This is a genomic window from Streptosporangium sp. NPDC000509 (assembly GCF_042898365.1).
GTDB lineage: Bacteria > Actinomycetota > Actinomycetes > Streptosporangiales > Streptosporangiaceae > Streptosporangium.
This window is the reverse complement of sequence record NZ_JBIAYX010000010.1, coordinates 288,820-308,839: the sequence shown is the minus strand read 5'-3', so window position 1 is coordinate 308,839 and position 20,020 is coordinate 288,820. Positions and strand designations below refer to the sequence as shown.

Annotated in this window: 22 protein-coding genes and 1 tRNA gene; 16 read left to right on the top strand and 7 right to left on the bottom strand. The window is 69.1% G+C overall.

Features of this window, described 5'->3' with window-relative positions:
• The first annotated feature begins 1 nt into the window (after position 1).
• The 6 genes from ACFY3D_RS20580 to ACFY3D_RS20555 are packed head-to-tail and all read left to right on the top strand — an operon-like array spanning position 2 to position 4,819.
• Positions 2-1,414: an FtsK/SpoIIIE domain-containing protein gene (locus ACFY3D_RS20580; protein ID WP_389981378.1), complete on the top strand. Its 1,413-nt coding sequence runs from the start codon at positions 2-4 to the stop codon at positions 1,412-1,414.
• Positions 1,411-1,614, top strand: coding sequence for a hypothetical protein (locus tag ACFY3D_RS20575; protein WP_389981376.1), 204 nt, complete (start codon positions 1,411-1,413; stop codon positions 1,612-1,614). The genes ACFY3D_RS20580 and ACFY3D_RS20575 overlap by 4 nt, the downstream gene beginning before the upstream one ends.
• Entirely contained in the window at positions 1,607-1,759 is a 153-nt protein-coding gene (locus ACFY3D_RS20570; protein WP_389981374.1) for a hypothetical protein, read from the top strand. Before ACFY3D_RS20575 ends, ACFY3D_RS20570 begins: the two co-directional genes overlap by 8 nt.
• On the top strand, positions 1,756-3,420 hold the full coding sequence (locus ACFY3D_RS20565) for a replication initiator (protein WP_389981372.1): 1,665 nt from the start codon (positions 1,756-1,758) through the stop codon (positions 3,418-3,420). Before ACFY3D_RS20570 ends, ACFY3D_RS20565 begins: the two co-directional genes overlap by 4 nt.
• On the top strand, positions 3,417-3,611 hold the full coding sequence (locus ACFY3D_RS20560) for a helix-turn-helix domain-containing protein (RefSeq protein WP_389981370.1): 195 nt from the start codon (positions 3,417-3,419) through the stop codon (positions 3,609-3,611). Before ACFY3D_RS20565 ends, ACFY3D_RS20560 begins: the two co-directional genes overlap by 4 nt.
• Positions 3,608-4,819 (top strand): tyrosine-type recombinase/integrase, encoded by a 1,212-nt coding sequence (locus ACFY3D_RS20555; RefSeq protein ID WP_389981368.1) that lies wholly within the window; start codon positions 3,608-3,610, stop codon positions 4,817-4,819. The genes ACFY3D_RS20560 and ACFY3D_RS20555 overlap by 4 nt, the downstream gene beginning before the upstream one ends.
• 61 nt (positions 4,820-4,880) lie before the next feature.
• On the opposite strand, the gene ACFY3D_RS20550 is transcribed toward ACFY3D_RS20555, so the two are convergent.
• Together ACFY3D_RS20550 and ACFY3D_RS20545 are read right to left on the bottom strand one after the other, a co-directional pair.
• Positions 4,881-4,953, bottom strand: a tRNA-Arg gene (locus ACFY3D_RS20550).
• A 326-nt stretch (positions 4,954-5,279) separates the two neighbouring features.
• Positions 5,280-5,834, bottom strand: a complete 555-nt coding sequence (locus ACFY3D_RS20545) for a hypothetical protein (RefSeq protein ID WP_389981366.1) — start codon at positions 5,832-5,834, stop codon at positions 5,280-5,282.
• A gap of 131 nt (positions 5,835-5,965) precedes the next feature.
• Here ACFY3D_RS20545 and ACFY3D_RS20540 point away from each other — a divergent pair, with 131 nt between their 5' ends.
• Complete coding sequence (locus tag ACFY3D_RS20540; protein WP_389981364.1) at positions 5,966-7,093, top strand: sensor histidine kinase; 1,128 nt, start codon at positions 5,966-5,968, stop codon at positions 7,091-7,093.
• The gene (locus ACFY3D_RS20535) at positions 7,090-7,716 is read left to right on the top strand and encodes a response regulator (RefSeq protein WP_389981362.1); all 627 of its coding nucleotides are present in this window, start codon (positions 7,090-7,092) and stop codon (positions 7,714-7,716) included. The genes ACFY3D_RS20540 and ACFY3D_RS20535 overlap by 4 nt, the downstream gene beginning before the upstream one ends.
• A 111-nt stretch (positions 7,717-7,827) precedes the next feature.
• Here the strand turns inward: ACFY3D_RS20535 and ACFY3D_RS20530 are convergent, their stop codons facing one another.
• Positions 7,828-8,292 (bottom strand): MaoC family dehydratase, encoded by a 465-nt coding sequence (locus ACFY3D_RS20530; RefSeq protein WP_389981360.1) that lies wholly within the window; start codon positions 8,290-8,292, stop codon positions 7,828-7,830.
• A gap of 211 nt (positions 8,293-8,503) precedes the next feature.
• Here ACFY3D_RS20530 and ACFY3D_RS20525 point away from each other — a divergent pair, with 211 nt between their 5' ends.
• Both ACFY3D_RS20525 and ACFY3D_RS20520 read left to right on the top strand, forming a co-directional pair.
• Complete coding sequence (locus ACFY3D_RS20525) at positions 8,504-9,793, top strand: esterase-like activity of phytase family protein (RefSeq protein ID WP_389981358.1); 1,290 nt, start codon at positions 8,504-8,506, stop codon at positions 9,791-9,793.
• A 297-nt stretch (positions 9,794-10,090) separates the two neighbouring features.
• The gene (locus tag ACFY3D_RS20520) at positions 10,091-10,522 is read left to right on the top strand and encodes a hypothetical protein (RefSeq protein ID WP_389981356.1); all 432 of its coding nucleotides are present in this window, start codon (positions 10,091-10,093) and stop codon (positions 10,520-10,522) included.
• An 874-nt stretch (positions 10,523-11,396) separates the two neighbouring features.
• Here the strand turns inward: ACFY3D_RS20520 and ACFY3D_RS20515 are convergent.
• From ACFY3D_RS20515 to ACFY3D_RS20505, 3 genes are all read right to left on the bottom strand, one after another.
• Positions 11,397-11,876, bottom strand: coding sequence for a hypothetical protein (locus tag ACFY3D_RS20515; RefSeq protein ID WP_389981354.1), 480 nt, complete (start codon positions 11,874-11,876; stop codon positions 11,397-11,399).
• Positions 11,877-12,483: 607 nt separating this feature from the next.
• The gene (locus ACFY3D_RS20510) at positions 12,484-13,686 is read right to left on the bottom strand and encodes a sensor histidine kinase (protein WP_389981352.1); all 1,203 of its coding nucleotides are present in this window, start codon (positions 13,684-13,686) and stop codon (positions 12,484-12,486) included.
• Positions 13,683-14,339, bottom strand: a complete 657-nt coding sequence (locus ACFY3D_RS20505) for a response regulator transcription factor (protein ID WP_362903294.1) — start codon at positions 14,337-14,339, stop codon at positions 13,683-13,685. The genes ACFY3D_RS20510 and ACFY3D_RS20505 overlap by 4 nt, the downstream gene beginning before the upstream one ends.
• A gap of 162 nt (positions 14,340-14,501) precedes the next feature.
• Here ACFY3D_RS20505 and ACFY3D_RS20500 point away from each other — a divergent pair, with 162 nt between their 5' ends.
• The 5 genes from ACFY3D_RS20500 (at position 14,502) to ACFY3D_RS20480 (ending at position 18,453) form a co-directional block, all read left to right on the top strand.
• Complete coding sequence (locus ACFY3D_RS20500; protein WP_389981350.1) at positions 14,502-15,014, top strand: hypothetical protein; 513 nt, start codon at positions 14,502-14,504, stop codon at positions 15,012-15,014.
• Between the two features lie 183 nt (positions 15,015-15,197).
• On the top strand, positions 15,198-16,334 hold the full coding sequence (locus tag ACFY3D_RS20495) for an efflux RND transporter periplasmic adaptor subunit (RefSeq protein WP_389981348.1): 1,137 nt from the start codon (positions 15,198-15,200) through the stop codon (positions 16,332-16,334).
• Positions 16,331-16,999 (top strand): ABC transporter ATP-binding protein, encoded by a 669-nt coding sequence (locus tag ACFY3D_RS20490; protein ID WP_362903288.1) that lies wholly within the window; start codon positions 16,331-16,333, stop codon positions 16,997-16,999. The genes ACFY3D_RS20495 and ACFY3D_RS20490 overlap by 4 nt, the downstream gene beginning before the upstream one ends.
• A 47-nt stretch (positions 17,000-17,046) precedes the next feature.
• Positions 17,047-18,222, top strand: a complete 1,176-nt coding sequence (locus ACFY3D_RS20485) for an ABC transporter permease (RefSeq protein ID WP_362926343.1) — start codon at positions 17,047-17,049, stop codon at positions 18,220-18,222.
• Between the two features lie 93 nt (positions 18,223-18,315).
• Positions 18,316-18,453, top strand: a complete 138-nt coding sequence (locus tag ACFY3D_RS20480; RefSeq protein WP_362903287.1) for a hypothetical protein — start codon at positions 18,316-18,318, stop codon at positions 18,451-18,453.
• Here ACFY3D_RS20480 and ACFY3D_RS20475 read toward each other — a convergent pair.
• Complete coding sequence (locus ACFY3D_RS20475) at positions 18,438-19,325, bottom strand: SDR family NAD(P)-dependent oxidoreductase (RefSeq protein WP_389981345.1); 888 nt, start codon at positions 19,323-19,325, stop codon at positions 18,438-18,440. The two genes, ACFY3D_RS20480 and ACFY3D_RS20475, sit on opposite strands and share 16 nt — an antisense overlap.
• 75 nt (positions 19,326-19,400) lie before the next feature.
• Between ACFY3D_RS20475 and ACFY3D_RS20470 the strand changes: the two genes are divergently transcribed.
• Positions 19,401-19,811 carry a winged helix-turn-helix transcriptional regulator gene (locus tag ACFY3D_RS20470; RefSeq protein ID WP_389981343.1) on the top strand — a complete coding sequence of 137 codons (411 nt, stop codon included), beginning with the start codon at positions 19,401-19,403 and terminating at the stop codon, positions 19,809-19,811.
• Positions 19,812-20,020 lie beyond the last annotated feature (209 nt).

Here is a 20,020-nt window from a genome sequence, read left to right as displayed (position 1 = left end):
AATGTTCAAGAAACTGCCCGGCGACGAGGCGCAGAACCTCGTCTCCACCACCCCCGATACCGCCGTCGTCTTCCGCCCGGCCGTCCTGCGCACCCCGGCGATCGTCACCATTGTGATCTTTGTGTGGCGACTGCTGGCCGGTGCCCTGCGGCTGCTGTGGCGCCACCCCATCGCCTCGGCCGTCGTACTCACCCCCGGCGTGGTCACCTACGTCTGCGGCTGGCGTTGGGGCCTCGGCCTCGTCGCCGTGACCCCTCTCAGCCTCACCGCCTGGTTCTTCCTCGCTCGTCCCTCGTTCCTTCGCCTGCTGGGCTGGCCTCTGCTGGCCTGGTGGCGGCTGGTGTGGATCTACCGGCGGCACTGGCAACCGGTGATGATCATCTCCGGGCTCGGACGACACTTACGCGGCCGGGACTACCTGCCTCGCGTCGTCCGCGTCACCTGCACCTCGTGGGCCGACGTGGTCACGGTGCGAATGCTTACCGGACAGGCGGTCAAGGACTGGGCCGACCGCACCGAGCACCTCGCCCACGGGTTCGGCGCTCGCTCCTGCCGGGTCTCCATCGCGCGCTCGGGCCGGCTGCTGCTCGTCTTCCCCCGCCGCGACCCCCTCGCCACACCGCTCCTGGCCGTACCGGTCTCGGATGAGGTGTCGGTGGGTCCGGTGGAGGTCGGCAAGTGCGAGGACGGCACTCCCTGGCTCCTGAAAGTCCACGGCACTCACGTCCTGGTCGCCGGCGCCACCGGGGCGGGCAAGGGCTCGGTCATCTGGTCGGCGATTCGCGGCCTGCTGCCCGCTACGCGTGCGGGCCTGGCGCAGGTGTGGGCGCTGGATCCCAAACGGATGGAGTTGTCCTACGGGCGTGACCTGTTCGGCGACCGTTACGCCGCAAGCCCGGCTGACTGCGCCGATCTGCTGGAAGCAGCGGTGAAGATCATGCAGGAGCGGGCCGACCGTTACGCCGGACTCCAGCGCTCCCACACGCCCTCCGTCGATGACCCGTTCGTCCTGGTGGTGGTCGACGAGGTGGCGTTCCTGACCGCCTACCAATCCGACAAGGGCCTCAAGCTCCGCATCTCCGCAGCCCTGGCGACGCTCACCACGCAGGGTCGCGCGGTCGGCTTCGGTGTCCTCGCTGCCCTCCAGGACCCGCGCAAGGAGGTCATGAACATTCGCAACCTGTTCCCCGACAAGATCGCGCTCCGCCTGGATGAGTCCGAGCAGGTCGACATGGTCCTCGGCGACGGCGCACGCGACCGCGGGGCACTGGCCGATCACATCTCCCCGATCTCCGAGCAGGGCGCCGGCATCGGCTACGTCCGGCTGGAGACCTCACCCGACCCGATCCGGGTCCGCGCCGCCTACGTCTCCGACAGCGACATCCGCGCGATGGCCATGGAGGTGACCGCATGAGGGTCAGCTTCTACGGCACCGACGAGGAGATCACCCGCCTGTGCGAGCGACCCATCCTCGCCGTCCTGGGACCGCGCCACGCTCAGCCCGTCCTGGCCTTCGAGCTGTTCAACGTCCGCGTCACCACCGACCCGTACCAGACCACGTTCCGGCTGGTGGCCGACCTGTCCGAGATCCAGGAGAGGAACGAGCGTGACTGAACTGGCCTACATCCTCGACGGCCTGCGCTGCTCGGCCTGCCACGCGGTCAACACGCTGTGGCTAGACCTGATCCGCGGCCTGGTCGAGTGCCGCGAGTGCGGACAGGGTGCACTCCTCGACCACGACCAGGAGGCGGACGCGTGAGTAACCCCAACGACCGCAGCCTGTCACGCGCCGAACGTCAGAGGATGCCGCTCGCGCTGGACGTGGCGGTGGAGATCGCCGAGCACAACGGGGTGTGCGTCCGGCCGGTGGTCCTGCGTCGGCTGGACACGCGCACCGGGCTCACCGAGGACGTCAACGTGCCCTGCGGGGCCACCATGGACGCCAAGTGCTCGTCGTGCGCCCGGCGCAACCGCTACCTGCGGATGGCCCAGTGCCGGGAAGGCTGGCACCTGGAGGCCGAACCCTCGATCGCCCCGGATGAGCCCAACGAGGAACAGCTCTGGCTGGTGGAGTTCCGCGCCGACATGCAGGCCCAGCGCGATGCCGCGGAAAAGGTCGGCGACGACACCACCGACCTGGACGCGATCCTCAGCGGACTGGATGCCGAGATCACCGCGGCCGGGATGCGCGGCACTCTGCTCGGCCGTACCACCGCCAAGCGCAACCGCTCGACCCGGCGACGCCAGGACGCTCCCGACCTGCCCAGGAAGGTCCGGCAGAACACTACCCTGGGGCGGACGTTCACCAGCTCCGACGGGATGGTCTACCGGCCGTCGCTGTTCGTTACGCTCACGCTTCCCTCCTACGGCAAGGTGCGCAACGGCGTGCCTGTCGACTCTGGCAGCTATGACTACCGGCAGGCGGTCCGGGACGCGCTGCACTTCTCCAAGCTCGTCGACCGCTTCGTACAGAACCTGCGCCGCGTCGCGGGCTATGACCTGCAGTACTTCTCCTCCGTCGAACCGCAGAAGCGACTCGCGCCGCACCTGCACATGGCCATCCGCGGCACCATGCCGCGCGCCGAGGTCAAGGCGATCGCAGCGGCCACCTACCACCAGGTGTGGTGGCCATCGGTCGACGAGGTGCGCTTCGAGGGCGACCACCTGCCGGTGTGGGTCGAGCGTCCCACGCGGGAAGACGGCACGCCCTACCCGGATGGCCAGGACGGCGACTACTTCGATCCGGTCACCGGGGAAGTGCTGCCTACCTGGCGTGAAGCGCTCGACCGGCTCGACGCCGACGAGGACGCCGAACCGCTGCACGTGGTCCGCTTCGGTGACCAGGTCGACGTTCAGGGCGTCCTCGGCGGCACCCCGGATGCCGACCAGTGCATCCGCTACCTGAGCAAGTACCTGACCAAGAGCCTCGGCGACACCCTCGACGCCGACAACCCGGCCCAACGCGACCACGCGGCCCGCATGGTGGAAGCACTCCGCTACGAACCCTGCTCCCCGGCCTGCCCGAACTGGCTGCGCTACGGAGTACAGCCCAAGAGTCCCAAGGTGGGCATGGCACCGGGCCGATGCCGAAGCAAGGCGCACAAGCCCGAACACCTGGGCTACGCGGGCCGTCGCGTCCTGGTCTCGCGTAAGTGGTCGAACAAGACCCTGTCCGAGCACAGGCGCGACCGGCGCACCTGGGTCATGGAAGCCCTCGGTCTGGCCGACGAGCCCACCGACCCGCACCGCTACGTCTGGAAACCCGTCCCGGCCGGCGACGGCAACATCCCCTCCCTGGCCTTGCGGCTGCTGCGCATGGTCGCCGAACGCCAGCGCTGGAGAGCAAGCCTGCTCGCTCTCCAGGTGAAAGCCACCGGCCAACTCGCACCCGACCTTTCGGCAACGAAGGAGGCGGCATGACGGATGACCTCGATCACCTGCTTCTTCGCCCGGAGAGGGCGGCGGAGCTTCTCAGTATCGGCCGGACCACGGTCTACGCGCTGATGCGGTCGGGCGCTATCCGCTCGGTCCGTGTCGGCACCCTTCGCAGGATTCCCCCGACCGCGCTCGCCGAGTTCGTCGCGCATCTGGAAGAGGAGCAAGCAGCATGAGCACCAAGAAGCGTGGCCACAACGAGGACTCGATCTACAAGGACGGCGACCGGTGGCGCGGAGCGATCTCCATCGGATACGGACCGAACGGGGAGCGCCTCCGCAAGAAGGTCTCCGGCAAGACGCGACCCGAGGTCGTCGAGAAGATTCGAAAGATCCGTGAGGGCATCGCCAAGGGTCTGCCGGTCCCCGACGACAAGATCACTGTCGGTGCTTTCCTCGACCGCTGGCTGTCGACGCTCCCCGGTCATATCGCCGATTCGACCTTGGACGACTACGAGGACACGGTGCGGCTCCACCTCAAGCCGGGGCTCGGGCGGCACAAGCTCACCGCGCTAACCGTCGCCCACGTCGATGCCCTGTGGCAGGCCAAGCGGGCGAAGTACAAGCCCAACAGCGTTCGGATCATGCGGGCCGTCCTGCGCAAGGCACTCGGACAGGCTGAGCGTGAGGGCCTGGTGGCGCGGAACGTCGCGGCGCTGTCGAAGCCTCCCCGGCTCAACACCGACGAGGGCCGTACGCTCACGATCGACCAGTCGCACAAGCTTCTCGACGAGGTTGCGGGGCATCGAATGGGGGCGCTCGTCCTCCTGGCGCTCGTCTTCGGCCTTCGCCGCGGTGAGGCTCTCGGTCTGATGTGGAGCGGCTTCGACCCGGAGGCCAGGACCCTGCGTGTGGCACACGCGGTGAAACGGATCAAGAACCGCACCCCCGGCGCAGAACGCAAGACCAAGCTCGTGATCACCGAACTCAAGACCAGAAAGTCACGCCGTACGCTCTGCCTGACGCCCGAGTTGGTCGACGCGCTCAAGCGGCATCGGGCCGCGCACAACGCGGAACGTCTCCAGGCAGGAGAGGAGTGGACCGAGCACGGGCTGATCTTCCCTTCGATGCTCGGCAATCCGTCCGACCCCGACACCTTCTCTCACCTGTTCTCGAAGCTGGCGCAGAAGGCCGGCCTCGGTCACTGGCATCCGCACGAGCTGCGGCACTCCGGGGCCTCGCTCATGCTCGCCCAGGGCACGCCGCTGCACGTCGTCTCCGACGTCCTCGGGCACGCGAGCATCGCGATCACCAAGGATGTCTACGGGCATCTGATGGAGGGGGACAAGCGGGCGGCGTCGGCGGCGATCTCCGGGGCTTTGCTGGGCAGGTCCGCGCCTTTGGCTCCCAGGTTGGCTCCCACAGACGCCGAAGAGACCGGCTGAGCAGCACAACGAAAAAGGCCCCTGACGGCGTAATGCCTGTTCAGGGGCCTTCTTGCATGTGTGCGGCCGGAGGTACTCGAAACCCCAACCTTCTGATCCGTAGTCAGATGCTCTATCCATTGAGCTACGGCCGCTCGCTGCGTAAGCAAGCATAGCGGGTTTTGGGCGATGCCTCGAACCGGTTAGGCCATCGTCCTCCGATCCGCCCGTCCGCGCCGGATTCCCCAGCGGAGGCGGGGAATCCGGTGGGAGGTCCGAAGGGGGCGTGTCGCGACGAGCGAGGTCAGGTGGCCTGGAGGATCACGGTGAGGGCACCGGGGAAGCTGATCTCCGGCTGAAATCGCCGGTGGCATCACAGCCCACGTGTGGGGCCGACTGCTGAAATCGCCGATGGCACCACAGCCGTCGTGCGGGGGAAGCGGCTGAAAGCACCGGCGACGCCGTGATCGTACGTGCCGGGTCAGCTGCCGGGATCGCCGGTGACGCCGGCCTTTTTGGGGAACAGCGTGTAGCTCAGCGGCCAGAGCGCGGCGATCAGGGGGATCTTGAGCGCACCGATCATGAATTCGTTCAGTGCCGTAGTCCGTGACGGGTCGCCGACGATGAGGGTCAGGCCGAACAGCAGGGCGCAGGCGATGCCGTACGCGAGAACGATCCGGAACCAGATGCCCCACTCGTACCAGGCCCTCGCCATGCCGCCGGACGGTGGCTGCCACGGTTCGGGGCCGCCGGCGAAGTGGTGGGCGAACTTCGCGTCGGCCCAGGTGATCGTACGGTGGCCGAAGACGATCGAGTAGGCGAGGTAGGCGGCGGCCAGGCCGTGGCGCCAGTCGGCCTGGGCGCCGCCACGCATGTCGACGACGGAGGCGATGAGCAGGATCACGTCGAGCAGCGGGACCGCCAGCAGCAGCGCGGTGCTGAGCCGGCGCATCCCCCACAGGTAACGTGAGGCGAGTCCCAGGCCCAGCAGGATCCAGAAGCCGATCTCGCAGCCGATGATGATGGCCAGAATCATGAGTCCATGCTCACGGGCCGGTCGGCCTGGGACATCGTCGGCGCTGATGAACCGGCGTACACCCTTATATGTACCGACGATCCTCCCTGCGCCGCTCCTGCGGGCCGTGTCGAAATGGTGAGATGACAGGCATGAGACGAGACGCGCTGTGGGCGGTGGCGTGTTTCGTCGTCGGCCTGCTGCTGCTCGCCGCGAACGCCTACCAGCAACGATGGGCCGCCGCCCCGCTGTTCGCCGGGCCGCTGGCGGTCGCGTGCGCGGGGGTCGCGGTACGGCGGAGCAGACCGCTGCTCGCGCTCGGGCTGGGGGTGGTGGCCCTCCTCGGCGACCTCGCGATGGGTCCTTCGCTGGGCACGGTCCTGATCGTCACGGACAACCTCTACGCGGGGGTGAGGTACGGCCCCCGGGCGCTGGGCCGGTGGATGCTCGGCATCACCTCGGTGATCGCCGTCGCGGCGGGCGTGGTCGCGGGGGTCGTGTTCAGGCACTGGTCGGCCGCCGCCATCGTCTCCGTCCAGGTGGGGCTGGTCGGGGGGACCCCCGTCCTCACCGCCATGTTCATGAGGCAGCTGCAGGACCTGGCGTCCTCCGAGCGCGCGAGGGCCGAGCAGGTGGCGCGGCTCGCGGAGCTGGACCGGGCGGCGGCGGTGCAGGCCGAGCGGGCCAGAATGGCACGGGAGCTGCACGACATGATCGCGAATCACTTCAGCGCGATCGCCATCCAGTCCACCGCCGTCCTCTCCCGCCGGGACCTGGACGCACGGGTCGTACGGCAGGTGCTGGAGTCCATCAGGGAGAACAGCGTCGAGGGCATGAACGAGATGCGCGCCATGATCGGGCTGCTCCGGCAGGACGGAGAGGAGCCGGAGGCGACCCGGCGCCGGGTGGCCGAGGCCGGAGAGCTGGTGGAACGGGCCCGGGAGGCGGGGCTTGACGTGCGGATGCGGGTGGAGGGCGATGCCAGGGAGCTGCCCGCCTCGGTCGATCTGGCCGGTTACCGGATCGTCCAGGAGTCGCTGACCAACGCGCTCAAGCACGGCGGCAAGGCCGCCGACGTGGTGATCGGCTACCTGCCGGGGCGGGTCACGCTCACCGTGGACAACCCGGTGGGCGCGGCGGGGCGGGAGTTGCCCGGCGCGGGGGCGGGGATCATCGGCATGCGGGAGCGTACGAACCTCGTCGGCGGCCTCTTCGAGGCCGGTCCGCACAATGACGGCTGGCGTGTTCGCGCCGAGTTGCCCACCCTGGAGAGCACGTGACCATCAGAGTCCTCGTCGCCGACGATCACGCGGCGGTTCGCGCCGGGATCGTCCTCATCCTTGACGGTCACGGCGACATCGAGGTCGTCGGCCAGGCCGCCAACGGCGAGCAGGCCGTCGCGATGGCCTCCGAACTCCGTCCGGACGTGGTGCTGATGGACATCCGGATGCCGAAGCTCGACGGGATCTCCGCGACGCGCGAGCTGAGCGGGATCGCCGACGTGCTGATCCTGACCACCTTCGACATCGACGAGTACGTCTTCGGGGCGCTGCGGGCCGGAGCCGCCGGGTTCCTGTTGAAGAACACCGACGCCGACGCCCTGGTGGACGCGGTGAGGGTGGTGGCGAGGGGCGACGGGCTCATCGCGCCCTCGGTCACCCGACGACTGATCTCGGCCTTCGGCGCGTCGGTCCCCGAGCGCAGGTCGTACGAGATCGGCGCTCTCACCCCGCGCGAACGCGAGGTGCTGGCCTGCATCGGTCGGGGCCTGTCGAACACGGAGATCTCCGTGGAGCTGGACATGGCGGAGGCGACGACGAAGACCCACGTCAGCCGGTTGCTGAACAAGCTGGGTCTCCGCAGTCGTGTACAGGCCGCGATCCTGGCTCAGGAGCTCTCGTGACTCAGGAGTCCACCGCCCGGATGTGAAAGGAGTCCGGCTCAGGAGCCCTCCACCCGGGCGTGAAAAGGAGCTCCGCCGGGACGCGAAGGGGACTCAAAGGGTGAAGGGGACTCAGGAGTTCTCCGCGGGGACGTAGAGGGCGAGGGTCTCCGCGACGCAGGCGGGCTTCTTCCCGCCCTCCACCTCCACAGTCATGCGTATGTTCGCCAGATAGCCGGAGGGGGTGCCCTTGAGGTCGACGAGCTCGCCCTCGGCACGGATCCGCGCGCCGACCGGGACCGGCGCGGGGAAGCGGACCTTGTTGAGCCCGTAGTTGATGCCCATCGCCAGGTTGCCCACCTCGAACAGTTCCGACATCAGGGAGGGCAGGAGTGACAGGCTCAGGTATCCGTGGGCGATGGTGGCACCGAACGGCCCCTGCTTGGCCCGCTCCACGTCCACGTGGATCCACTGGTGGTCGCCGGTCGCGTCGGCGAAGAGGTTGACCTGCTCCTGGGTGATCTCGCGCCACTCGGTATGGCCGAGGTGTTCCCCGACGGCGGCCTTGAACTCGATGATGTTCGCGAAAGTCCTCATGCCTGGAACTTTATTTCGCTGAGGGCGCGGCGAGAAGGTTCACCCTCGAACTCCCCTCGCCTCCCGGCCCCGGGCGAGCGGGAGGACCTCGGACATCGGTCGCCCGTGCTCCTTGATGACGTGGGGGCGGTCCTACGGTCGCATCGTGTTTTCGCTGTACGGCCCGCGCCGCAACACCGGCCGTTCACGCCGCTTCCCTAGCGTGCCCGGCATGAGACGACGCATGACGATCGGCATCGGCGCGGCCGTGCTGGCACTCGCGGTGTCCGCACCGGCGATGGCCGACCCCGGCCGGCCCGACTCCGGCCTTCCCTCCACCGAGAGCGCCGGGACGCAGGGGGCGGACTCGCGGCGCCCGGGACCTGGACACCCCGGCTCCGATCATCCGGGGGCCGGTGGCGCCGGATTCGGACGTGCCACGCTGACCGGGTTCGCATCCCTGCCCGCCCTGACCTTCGTCCCCGGCAGCGAGCCGTCGGGATCCCAGCTCGGTACGACTCCCGTCAACGGGGTGACCCCGCCGTTCGCCGGGCAGCCGGTGCAGGGCTTCAGCGGCGTCGTGCGGCGGCACGACGGCACCTTCGAGGCACTGTCCGACAACGGTTTCGGCTCCCAGGCCAACAGCGCGGACTTCCTGCTGCGGGTGCACCGGGTGAGGCCCGACTTCCGTCGCGAGAAGGTGACGGTGCTGGGCGGATTCGACCTGAGCGACCCCGACAGACGCGTTACCTGGCCGCTGACCAGGGCGGACCGGAAGCTGACCGGCGCCGACTTCGACGTGGAGTCGATCGTGAGGACCATCGACGGCACCTACTGGATCGGGGACGAGTTCGGCCCGTTCCTGCTGCACTTCTCCTCCTCGGGCAGGTTGCTCGAGGCTCCGATCCCGCTGCCCGGTGTGAAGGCCCCGGAGAACCCCTCCCTCAACGGCGAGCAGCCGAACCTGGGGCGGAGCAAGGGGTTCGAGGGCATGGCGCGCTCGGTCGACGGCCGTACGCTGTATCCGCTGCTCGAAGGCACCGTGAGCGGCGACGCCGCGGGTACGCTGCGGATGAACGAGTTCGACCTGCGCAAACGGTCCTACACCGGCAAGCGCTGGACCTACCGGCTGGAGAGCCCCGACAACGCGATCGGCGACATGATCGCTGTTGACCGGCACCGGTTCCTCGTCATCGAGCGTGACAACCTCCAGGGGGACGAGGCCAGGACCAAGCGCGTCTATCTGGTGGACACCCGCCACGCGGACCTGCGCAAGACCCTCGTCGCCGACCTGCTCGACCTGGCCAACCCGCGCGGGCTGGGCGGGTTCGGGGAGACCTTCCGCTTCCCGTTCCAGACCATCGAGGACGTCGTGATCCTCGACGACCGGACCCTCGGCGTGCTGAACGACAACAACTTCCCGTTCTCCGCAGGCCGTACGCCGGGCAGGCCCGACGACAACGAGTTCATCACCGTGCGCCTGTCGCGTCCGCTCCAGGCCGACAGCCGCGTCTACCTGTAATGACCCGCGAGCCCTTCCTCCGCTTCCGGACCTTGCCGAGAGGGGAGGAAGGGCTCTACCTTTCTCCTATTTCCTATAAGCTATCCCGTTTCCCCTACCGTACGAACAACTATGACAAAACACTAAATAACAATAGATAAACTCCCATCGGCATTCACAGTGTCATTTATTTGCTCTGCCTCAACCGTTTCAATACGCTATCTCATGGTCCGAGGGGTATCTCCTAGCTGCTGCCACTTATGGAGCAGTGAGGGATATCAGATGTTTTCGGAACCAGAAACGAGATGGGGAAATATCGTGCTTCCTCGAAAGAGCGGACGGACACCGGGGCCGAACTCCGGCAGGCAGGTGGGCGTTCTCGCCATCGCGGCAGTCGCCGGCATCCTCATGACGTCGAACCAGGTACCGGCCAACGCCACCATCGGGCAGGCCCAGACGCCCGGCTCGATCTCACAGCCGCATCCCGACGGCCACTCCTCCCGCCGCCCCGACCCCTCCCGCGAACAGCATCGCGGACGTGAGATGAGGCCCTCCGACAGGTGGCGGGGAAAGCCGCAGCGCTATCAGGACCGACCCCACGGCCGCGACCGCGATCGTGATCGCTATCGCGGGCGCAGGGGCGAGAACGCGGCGCCGGCAGGACGCGAGCGCCTCTCCCGAGAGGAGCGGATGATGAGGGAGCTCCAGGACGACCCGTCATTCCCAGAGATCATCGTCCGCGAGAAATAAGCCCGGCGGGCATTTCCCGTCCCCCGTCGCGACGGAACGCGAAAGTCTGCGTACCACCGCGGCGGGGACAGGCCGCCGAAGTCCACCGGGCGACCGGTACGACGGCGAGGAACCGGCCGCGCACCACCGTTCTCGCCCGCTCTCACCGGGATTCCGCGCACCGGAGCAAGCGGACCGCAGCGGATCCGGGCGAAGGCGAGTCGCCCCGCATGAACCCAGCCGCCCTCTCTCCACCGGCCATCCTGAAATCAGCCGTTGAATACTATGAACGAATAATCATTATAAATGTAGCTAAATCATAGATGAGGTGTAGGTTTTCCTTCACAACACTGTTTATTTGCCCTTCCAGAACTATGGCGGCGCGTTATCCACATAAGCCCCGGGTATCTCCTGTGCGTCATCACTTTCGTGATAACCCGGCAGGTCCGAATAATTTCGGAATTAGCAACGACATGGGGAAATAACGTGCTTCCTCGTAATAGCAAATGGGTGCCGGCCCTTTCCGGCAAGCGCGTCGGCGCCCTGGCCGTCGCAGCGATGGCCGGCATCCTCGTGATGTCGTCGAATCAGACGCCAGCGAATGCCGCAAGGGAGACGAATCTTCTCAATTTCGCCCCTCCCAGCGACAACGGGGACACCGGGGGTGCCGGCGGAAAAGCCCGGCTTCAAAATTCCGTACACCGTGGCGAGAAGTCCATTCTTCGCCCGTGCCGCCCCGCCAAGGGTGCGCGTAACTGCGACTGCCCACCTGGCGGTCGCGGGCCGGGACCCGGCGGTCGAGGGAAGGGGTGTCGCTGGAACGACGACCGAGACCGGCCACGACACCTGGACGACGACGATGACGACGACGACGGCAGAGTGATCGTCGTCCCTGTCAGGAGGAAGCCTCCGGCTCCCACCGCGACCAGTTCCACCAATGCCGCCGGACCTGAGCGCCCGAGGCCCCGTGGACTGCCGGGCCTGCCTGGGATTCCGGGCCCTGCGGGACCAGCAGGGCCGCCCGGACCTGCGGGACCACCCGGACCAGCAGGACCAGCAGGACCGAAGGGACTGGCAGGACCACCCGGACCAGCAGGGCCGGTAGGACCGGCAGGACCGGCAGGACCGAAGGGACTAGCGGGACCACCCGGACCGGCAGGACCAGCAGGACTGAAAGGACTGGCAGGACCACCCGGACCGGCAGGACCGGCAGGACCTGTGGGGCCAGCGGGACCGCCAGGACCGGCAGGAGCGGACGGACCTCCGGGAGCGAACGGACCGACAGGGCCGACAGGACCGGCGGGACCCACCGGTCCGACAGGGCCGGCAGGTCCGGCGGGCCCAACGGGACCGACAGGCCCGGCGGGCGCGACACCGCTCGCGAAGCCGACCAAGCCCACGGGATGCGTCACGGCCAGTCCCCTGATCGCTCTTACACCGGTGTGCTCCGTCACCTCTCTCAGCGTTCCCGTCATTCCCGTCGCCTCGACCGCGTACACCGGCTCTCTCTGCCTGCCCGGCCAGTACAGCACCGTCAGCGTTCTCAGCACGGCGGAACCCGTCGGATGCTAGGCCGTACCGAAGCGGCATGCCGCGGTGAGAACCGCGCGGGACAGGGGGCAGGCCGCTTCGGTACGCGAACATGACCTCACGAAATCCGTACGACCCCGGATCGCGCCGTCACAGCACCTGGTGGCGGCGCGGACGAGGCCGGCCGGTACGGCCACCGCGTGATCCGTCGGGAATGGGGACCGAGGATCGCGTGGTGGCCGTACCGGCTCGGAGTCTCGACACGCCCCCCACGGCGCACTCTCCAGCGCGAAACGGTCCCCACGACTCACTCCAGCGCGAAGCCGCGACACGACCCACACCCCACGCCCCGACGCGAAGCCGCGACACACCCGCGTCTCACTCTCCAGCGCGACGTCGCGGTGCGACCCACCCCTCGCTCCCCGACATGACGCCGCGACACGACCCGCGCCTCACTCCCTGGCCCGGGGAAGAACAGCCGTCATGACCAGGCCACCGCCGCCGCGCGGGCAGCCCGTGACGTCGCCACCATGGGCACGGGCCACGGAGCGGACGATGGACAGGCCCAGTCCCGCGCTCTTCGACGTGACCAGGCGATCGGCCCCCAGGCGTCGGAAGGGTGTGAAGAGTTCCGGGATGTCGTAGGGCGGTACTGCGGGTCCGGTGTTGCTGACCTCCACTTCGACGTACCCCTCGGACGCGGTACGGCTGACGACCCGCACCCAGCCGGTACCGTCGCCGGTGTTGTGCCGGATCCCGTTCTCGACCAGGTTGTGCACCAGGCGTTCGAGCAGGAGCGCGTCCCCGCTGGTGGGCGCGTGCCCCGCCGACTCGTGGACGGTGACCTTCGCCTGCTCCGCCTGCTGGGCGGTCTGCGCGATCACGTGAGAAACCACGTCGGCCATGTCCACCGGCGACCGGTCGGCGATCTCGTGTTCGGCGCGGGCGAGCAGCAGCAGTCCCGAGATGAGCTGCTCGTGCCGGGCGTTGATCTCCAGCAGGCTCTCGCCGAGCTGCTTCACGTCGGACGACGCCGCCCTGCGGTGCATGGCCAGCTCGACCAGCGCCCGGTTGAGCGTCAGCGGGGTGCGGAGTTCGTGCGAGGCGTTGGCGACGAACCTGCGCTGGCCGTCGAAGGAGTGGTCGAGCCGCTCGACCATGGTGTCGAAGGCGTCGGCGAGCTCCTTGACCTCGTCCTCCGGGCCGCGTAGCGCGATCCGCGCGTGCAGGCCGTGGTCGGCGACCGTGGTGACCGCGATCCGCCGCGCCGTCTCGGTCACCCGGCGCAGCGGGGCGAGCACCCGCCCCGCGACCACCCATCCGAGGCCCACGGCGACGGAACCGACCGCGACCAGCGCGACCGCCCCCTGGGTGAGCAGCGAGGTGGTCGCGGCGGCGCGCAGCGCCTCCTCCTGCCGCTGCAGCCACTGAACCGCCTCCGGCCCGGTGAACACGTGCCCTTTCGAGGTGATGAAGACCACCTTCCGCTCGCTCCCGAGCCCTCCGTACCTGTCGGCGAAGGACTGGACCAGCTGCTGGTCGAACAGCAGGTAGGTGACGCCGAGCAGGGTCAGACCCGCGGCGAGGAAAAGGGCGCCGTACACGAGGGTGAGGCGGGTTCTCAGCGTGAGACCGGGCAACCTGTCGATGATCATGCGATCCGGTACCCTTCCCCCGGCATCGTCTCGATGACCGGCGGCTCCCCGAGCTTGCGCCGGAGTTTGAGTATGGTGAGGCGCACCACACCGGTGAAGGGGTCGGCGTACTCGTCCCACGCCTTCTCCAGCAGCCGTTCGGCGGAGACGAGCGCCCCTTCCGCGCGCAGCAGTTCGGCCAGGACGGCGAACTCCTTCTTCGACAGCGGCACGTACCGCCCGTTCCTGAACACCTCCCGGCGCGCGGGGTCGAGGGTGATCCCGGCCCGCCGCAGCACCGGTGGCACGGCCGGTCGCGAGCGCCGTCCCAGTGCCAGGACGCGGGCGGCGAGTTCGGCGAAGGCGAACGGCTTGGCGAGGTAGTCGTCGGCTCCGAGGGACAGTCCGGCCACCCGGTCACCGATCTCGGCGGCGGCGGTGAGCATGAGCACCCGCGCGGTCGACTCCGACGCGACCAGCTCCCTGCAGACGTCGTCTCCGTGCACGACGGGCAGGTCACGGTCGAGAACGACCACGTCGTAGTCGTTGACCGCGATGCGTTCCAGCGCCGCCGCGCCGTCGTGCGCGGTGTCGACCGCGTGTGTCTCGCCGCGCAGCCACTCGGCTATCGCACCGGCCAGCACGCGCTCGTCCTCCACCACCAGCACTCGCATCGCGTTCTCGTACTCCCTCGTCGTGTCCGGACGAGGCGATGGTGGCGTACGCGGTGTTTGCTCGCCGTTAGCTCCGACGGAAACGCGACCGAAACGCGCTCCCCTGTTGCATCGCCTCTCGAACGGCCGGTGGAGAGCCGGCCGAAGGAAGAGGAGAAGATCATGAGAGTTCTCGGCGTCCTGGCGCTCGCCCTGCTCCTGACAGGGTGCGGTACGGCCGGCGACGACGCGGACGTGGCCTCCGCGACCGGCGGCGGCGACAAGCCCGCCGTGAGCGCCGCGCCGAGCCTGAGCCAGCACGAGAAGGGGATCAAGTTCGCGCAGTGCATGCGGGAGAACGGCGTCGACATGCCGGATCCCGAACCCGGCAAAGGTGTCGCCGTCCGAATCGGCAAGGGCACCTCCAAGGAGACGATGGAGAAGGCCACGGCGGCCTGCAAGGAGTTCTCCCCGATGGGCGACACCGGACCGGGCGGGGGTGCGGACCCGCAGAGGGCCGAGTCGATGCGCGAGTTCGCGAAGTGCATGCGCGAGAACGGTGTGGAGGAGTTCCCGGACCCCGAGGGCGGCGGGCTGCGCGTGACCGGAGCCGTCGGCGAGGACCCCGATTTCCAGACCGCGCAGGAGAAGTGCTCGAAGAAGTTCCTGCCCGAGGCGGGTCAGGGAGGCTCCTGATGTGCGCGACCACTCACCTGCCGAGACGCGCCCACCCTGGTCCGGCCCGTCAGGAGGTCTCCCGATGAGCGCGGCCACCCTCCGGCCAAGTCCATCCGACCCGTCGGGAGGACTCCCGATGAGCCCGACCACCCTCCTGCCAAGACGCACTCATCCCCATCCGCCCCGTCGGGAGGACTCCTGATGGGCACGGACACCCTCGACGACGAGACGGACATGGACGCGTCCTCTCCCCCCTCGCGGCGACGCCGCGGCCGAGGCCGTGGCAGGAAGATCGCCGGACTGGTCGCCGCGGTCGCCGTCCTCGGAGCGGCCACCGCGGCCGCGAACGGCCTGCTCCAGTCGGACGGCACCGGAACGGACAGGACGGCGAACGTGCTGCCCCCGGCCACCACGACGGTGCAGCGGCAGACGCTCACCGACACGCGGGACGCCGACGGCGAACTCGGCTACGGCCCGGCCACCACCGCGGTGAGCCGGCGGCCCGGCACGCTCACCTGGCTTCCGGACAGCGGTGACCTGGTCACCCGCGGCAAGCCGCTCTACAGGGTGGACAACAAGCCGGTGGTACTGATGTACGGCGCGACGCCCGCCTATCGCGACCTGCGGATCGGTACCAAGGGGGCCGACGTCAGGCGCCTGGAGCGCAACCTCCGCGAGCTGGGCTACACCGGCTTCACCGTGGACGACGAGTACACCGGCGCCACGGCCTCGGCGGTCATGCGGTGGCAGGACGACCGAGGTCTGGCGGAGACCGGCGTCGTCGAGCTCGGCCAGGTCGTCTTCGCCGGCGGCAGGGTCCGTGTGGACAGCCTGCAGGCCGAGGCGGGCCAGCCCGTCGCCCCCGGCCAGAAGGTGCTCACCTACACCGGCACCACCAAGGTGGTCACCGTCCGACTGCAGGCGGAGGACCGGCGGATGGCGAAGAAGGGGGCGAAGGTGTCGGTTACCATGCCCGACGGCAGGAAGGTGCCGGGCAAGGTCACCGAGGTCGCCACGATCATCGAACCCGGGGAGGGCCCGAACGCGGAGCCGCAGACGAGGCTTGAGGCGCTCGTCTCCCTCGACCGCCAGAAGGCGGCGGCCGGCCTCGACCAGGCCGCGGTGGACGTGACCTTCACGGCGTCCAGACGCGAGGACGTGCTGACCGTACCGATCTCCGCGCTCGTGGCGCTGAGGGAGGGCGGGTTCGGCGTCGAGGTCGTCGAGGGCGTCCGGTCCCGCTATCTCACGGTGAAGACGGGCCTGTTCTCCGGCGGCCGGGTCGAGATCTCCGGGGACGGCCTCGACGAGGGGATGACCGTGGGGATGCCGAAATGATCTCGCTGTCGAATGTGACCAGGGTCTATCCCGGAGGGGTCACCGCGCTGGCCGCGGTCTCCCTGGAGATCGGACCCGGCGAACTCGTCGCCATCGTGGGCCCCTCCGGCTCGGGCAAGTCGACGATGCTCAACGTCGTCGGGACGCTCGACCGTCCCACCTCGGGAACCGTACGCATCGACGGGTACGACGTCTCGACGCTGCCGGACAGCGGGCTCTCCGCGTTGCGGGCGACGCGGATCGGCTTCGTCTTCCAGCACTTCCACCTCGCCGCCAGGGTTCCGGCGCTGGACAACGTGGCCGACGGCCTCCTCTACACCGGTCTCGGCCTGTCCGAACGGCGACGCCGGGCCTCGGCCGCGCTGGAACGGGTCGGGCTCGGCCACCGCCTCGACCACGAGCCGCACGAGCTGTCCGGTGGCGAGCGGCAGCGCGTCGCGATCGCCCGCGCCGTGGCCGGGGATCCTCCGCTGCTCCTCGCCGACGAGCCGACCGGCGCACTGGACTCCGTCTCCGGAGCCGGGGTGATGGAACTGCTGCGCGATCTGAACGCCTCGGGCACCACCATCGTGATCATCACGCATGACCGGGAGATCGCCGCGAGCCTGCCCCGGCAGGTACGGATGCGCGACGGCCGAATCGTCGCCGGCCTCGGTGTGGCGTGATGGCCGTGACCGATCGGACGGAACCTCCGAAGCTGGTCCCGGCCAGGATGCGACCGCGCGACGTGATGCGGGTCGGCGCGGTCGGCCTGCGCACCCGCCCCCTGCGGGCGTTCCTGTCCGCGCTCGGGGTGGCCATCGGCATCGCCGCGATGGTCGGCGTGGTCGGCATCTCCTCCTCGTCGGGGGCCGAACTCGACCGTACGCTCTCGGCACTGGGCACGAACCTGCTCACCGTCTCCTCCGGCCGGACGCTGCTGGGCGAGACGGCGAAGATGCCGATGGACGCCGAGGCGATGATCGAGCGGATCGGCCCCGTGGAGTCCGTCTCCGCGGCCGGGCGCGTCGACGACGCCAAGGTCTACCGGTCCGAGGAGATCTCCGAGGCGCAGACCGGGGGGATCTCCACCCACGCCGCCCGCCTCGACCTGCTGTCCACGGTGGGCGCGACGGTGCGCAGCGGCACCTGGCTCAACGGGGCGACCGAACGCTATCCGGCCGTGGTGCTCGGATCGCGGGCGGCGGAACGGCTCGGGGTGGGCGCGGCGGCACCTGACACCCAGGTCGTCGTCGGCGGCGTGCGGTTCACCGTCATCGGAATCCTCGACCCGGTGCCGCTCGCCACCGAACTGGACGACGCGGCGCTGGTCGGCTGGCCGGCCGCGGAGAGGGTGCTCGACTTCGACGGGCATCCCACGACCCTCTACACCCGCTCCGACGAGTCGAGGCTGGAGTCCGTCCGCTCGGTCCTGGCCGGTACGGCGAACCCGCAGGCGCCCAACGAGGTCGAGGTCTCGCGCCCGTCCGACGCCCTCGCCGCCAAGCAGGCCACCAGCCAGGCGTTCACCGGGCTCCTTCTCGGGGTCGGCGCGGTCGCGCTGCTCGTCGGCGGCGTCGGGGTGGCGAACACCATGGTCATCTCGGTGCTGGAACGGCGCCCGGAGATCGGCCTGCGCCGCTCGCTCGGTGCGACGCGCGGGCAGATCCGCACGCAGTTCCTCGCCGAGTCACTGCTGCTCTCGGCTCTGGGCGGGGCGGGCGGCGTCCTCCTCGGCATGGGCGTCACCGCCGGATACGCGCTCTACCAGGGGTGGCCGCTCGTGCTCCCCGTCTGGGCGACGATCGGCGGTCTCGCGACGACCCTGGTCATCGGCGCCCTCGCCGGCCTCTACCCCGCCGTCCGCGCCTCCCGGCTCTCCCCGACGGAGGCGCTCGCCACACCCTAGAGACGCTCGCCTCCGTCGTAGCCGAACCGCCCCGGTCCCGGGAGGCGCGGATGAATCGTGACTATCCATCCCGGAACAGGGCAGAGGGCGCGCATGGTGAACCCCTTGGACATCGCGCTCGTCTTCCTCATCCTCGCCACCGGAGGCTTGGCCGTCCGCCACTACGCGCGGCAGCACCGCGGAAACAGTGACGCCCCCGGAAGGGATGAGGACGTCTACCGTCCGGTCTGAGGAGCTTCCGGCCTTCCGAGATCGCGGAGACGGCGAAGGCGGTCCTCGGTGTAGGCGACCAGGCGCGCGGCGTCGTCAGGGTCGAGCGTCTTCAGTGACCTGTCGACCGCCTTGCCCCGGTCGATCGCGGAAAGCGGTTCGGTCGGCGGGTTGTCGATCCACTCGACGATCGGCCGGACCGCGTCGGCCACCGGGCGCGCGAAAAAGGTCGCGAGCAGCTTGATCGTCCTGCGGACCAGCGGATTCGGATGGCCGTCGACCCCACTGCGGGTGAAGCCGGGGTGATAGAGAACGTAGCGGACTGTGTCCCCGCCGTTCCCGGAGCTCCCGGACTGATCGGCGAAAGCGACGCCGAGCAGGTCATTCGCCCTCCCGGCCTGGAGCTGTGCACGCACCTGGCCGTACCCGCGGGTCAGCTGGGGGTCCTCCCAGAAGATCCGGCCCGCGGTGTTGCCGACCCCGGCGACGTTGACGACCACCGGGGCGGGTGCGGCGTTCAGCAGCGGCCGCAGACGAGAACCGAGCAGATAGCGGCTCAGGTAGTACAGGGCGAACGTGAACTCCAGCCCGTCCACGGTCTCCCTGCGCTTCGGGCTTATCCGGTTGGCGAACAGGGCGAGCGCGTCGACGGCGTCGTGGCGCTCGGCGATGTCGGCGACGACCCGCTCGACCTCGGCGATCGAGGACAGGTCCGCGCGCAGGAACCGCAGGTTCGGATTCGCGGCGTGGTCGAGCAGCGCGCGCCCCTTGGCCTCGCTGCTGCCGATCACGGTGACGCGGTCGCCTCTCGCGAGCCGTTCCAGGGCGGTCGCGCGTCCCATGCCATCGGTCCCCCCACTGATGATCACGGTTTTTCCCCGTTGGCCCGGCATCGTGTCCTCCCTAGGCTGGTGATCGGCCGGTCCAATCGTCGGGCCGCCACGTCGGAGACGGAAGAAGGCAGTTTCATGTCCGGTACGCACACGGGTGTTCCCTCGGTGCTGGCTCACACGTTGCCTCGTCCGGTGCCGATCGACGAGTTCGAAGGGTGCCCGGTCGGGGACGTGTTCCGACGTCTGGGCGACAGGTGGAGCATGCTGCTGCTGATCCTGCTCGGCGGTCGCCCTCACCGGTACAACGAGCTGCACCGCGCGATCGAAGGCATCAGCCAGCGCATGCTGACCCGCACGTTGCGCACCCTGGAAACCGACGGTCTGGTGCGGCGCGAGGTGTATCCCACCGTGCCTCCCAGCGTCGAGTACAGCCTCACCCCGCTCGGCCGGACCCTGCTGGAGCCTCTCTCGGCCCTCGCCGACTGGGCGGTACGCCACGAGGCCGACATCCACGAGGCCCGCTCCCATCACACCGACGCCGGGTAAGGGCCTCATCGGCCCCATGTCGGCCATGGTGCGGGCATGGACTCCCCTTCCCCGGCCTGCACGCGATCGACTCAGGTGAGGCATCCCATGCCGGGAAAGCTCAGAGGGCCGAGATCATGTTCAGCCCGGTGTACGCCAAGGAGTTCTCCGACGCCGAGGCCGTCGACGCCGAGCTGAAGAGGATCGGGGAGGGGCTCACCTTCACCATG

Excerpts from the sequence above, each read along its gene's own strand:
- ACFY3D_RS20470 (WP_389981343.1), top strand. The coding sequence starts at position 19,401 with ATGTCCGGTACGCACACGGGTGTTCCCTCGGTGCTGGCTCACACGTTG.
- ACFY3D_RS20530 (WP_389981360.1), bottom strand. The coding sequence starts at position 8,292 with ATGAGGACTTTCGCGAACATCATCGAGTTCAAGGCCGCCGTCGGGGAA.
- ACFY3D_RS20525 (WP_389981358.1), top strand. The coding sequence starts at position 8,504 with ATGAGACGACGCATGACGATCGGCATCGGCGCGGCCGTGCTGGCACTC.
- ACFY3D_RS20545 (WP_389981366.1), bottom strand. The coding sequence starts at position 5,834 with ATGATTCTGGCCATCATCATCGGCTGCGAGATCGGCTTCTGGATCCTG.
- ACFY3D_RS20540 (WP_389981364.1), top strand. The coding sequence starts at position 5,966 with ATGAGACGAGACGCGCTGTGGGCGGTGGCGTGTTTCGTCGTCGGCCTG.
- ACFY3D_RS20490 (WP_362903288.1), top strand. The coding sequence starts at position 16,331 with ATGATCTCGCTGTCGAATGTGACCAGGGTCTATCCCGGAGGGGTCACC.
- ACFY3D_RS20495 (WP_389981348.1), top strand. The coding sequence starts at position 15,198 with ATGGGCACGGACACCCTCGACGACGAGACGGACATGGACGCGTCCTCT.
- ACFY3D_RS20575 (WP_389981376.1), top strand. The coding sequence starts at position 1,411 with ATGAGGGTCAGCTTCTACGGCACCGACGAGGAGATCACCCGCCTGTGC.
- ACFY3D_RS20500 (WP_389981350.1), top strand. The coding sequence starts at position 14,502 with ATGAGAGTTCTCGGCGTCCTGGCGCTCGCCCTGCTCCTGACAGGGTGC.
- ACFY3D_RS20480 (WP_362903287.1), top strand. The coding sequence starts at position 18,316 with ATGGTGAACCCCTTGGACATCGCGCTCGTCTTCCTCATCCTCGCCACC.
- ACFY3D_RS20510 (WP_389981352.1), bottom strand. The coding sequence starts at position 13,686 with ATGATCATCGACAGGTTGCCCGGTCTCACGCTGAGAACCCGCCTCACC.
- ACFY3D_RS20475 (WP_389981345.1), bottom strand. The coding sequence starts at position 19,325 with ATGCCGGGCCAACGGGGAAAAACCGTGATCATCAGTGGGGGGACCGAT.
- ACFY3D_RS20560 (WP_389981370.1), top strand. The coding sequence starts at position 3,417 with ATGACGGATGACCTCGATCACCTGCTTCTTCGCCCGGAGAGGGCGGCG.
- ACFY3D_RS20485 (WP_362926343.1), top strand. The coding sequence starts at position 17,047 with ATGCGACCGCGCGACGTGATGCGGGTCGGCGCGGTCGGCCTGCGCACC.
- ACFY3D_RS20580 (WP_389981378.1), top strand. The coding sequence starts at position 2 with ATGTTCAAGAAACTGCCCGGCGACGAGGCGCAGAACCTCGTCTCCACC.
- ACFY3D_RS20555 (WP_389981368.1), top strand. The coding sequence starts at position 3,608 with ATGAGCACCAAGAAGCGTGGCCACAACGAGGACTCGATCTACAAGGAC.
- ACFY3D_RS20505 (WP_362903294.1), bottom strand. The coding sequence starts at position 14,339 with ATGCGAGTGCTGGTGGTGGAGGACGAGCGCGTGCTGGCCGGTGCGATA.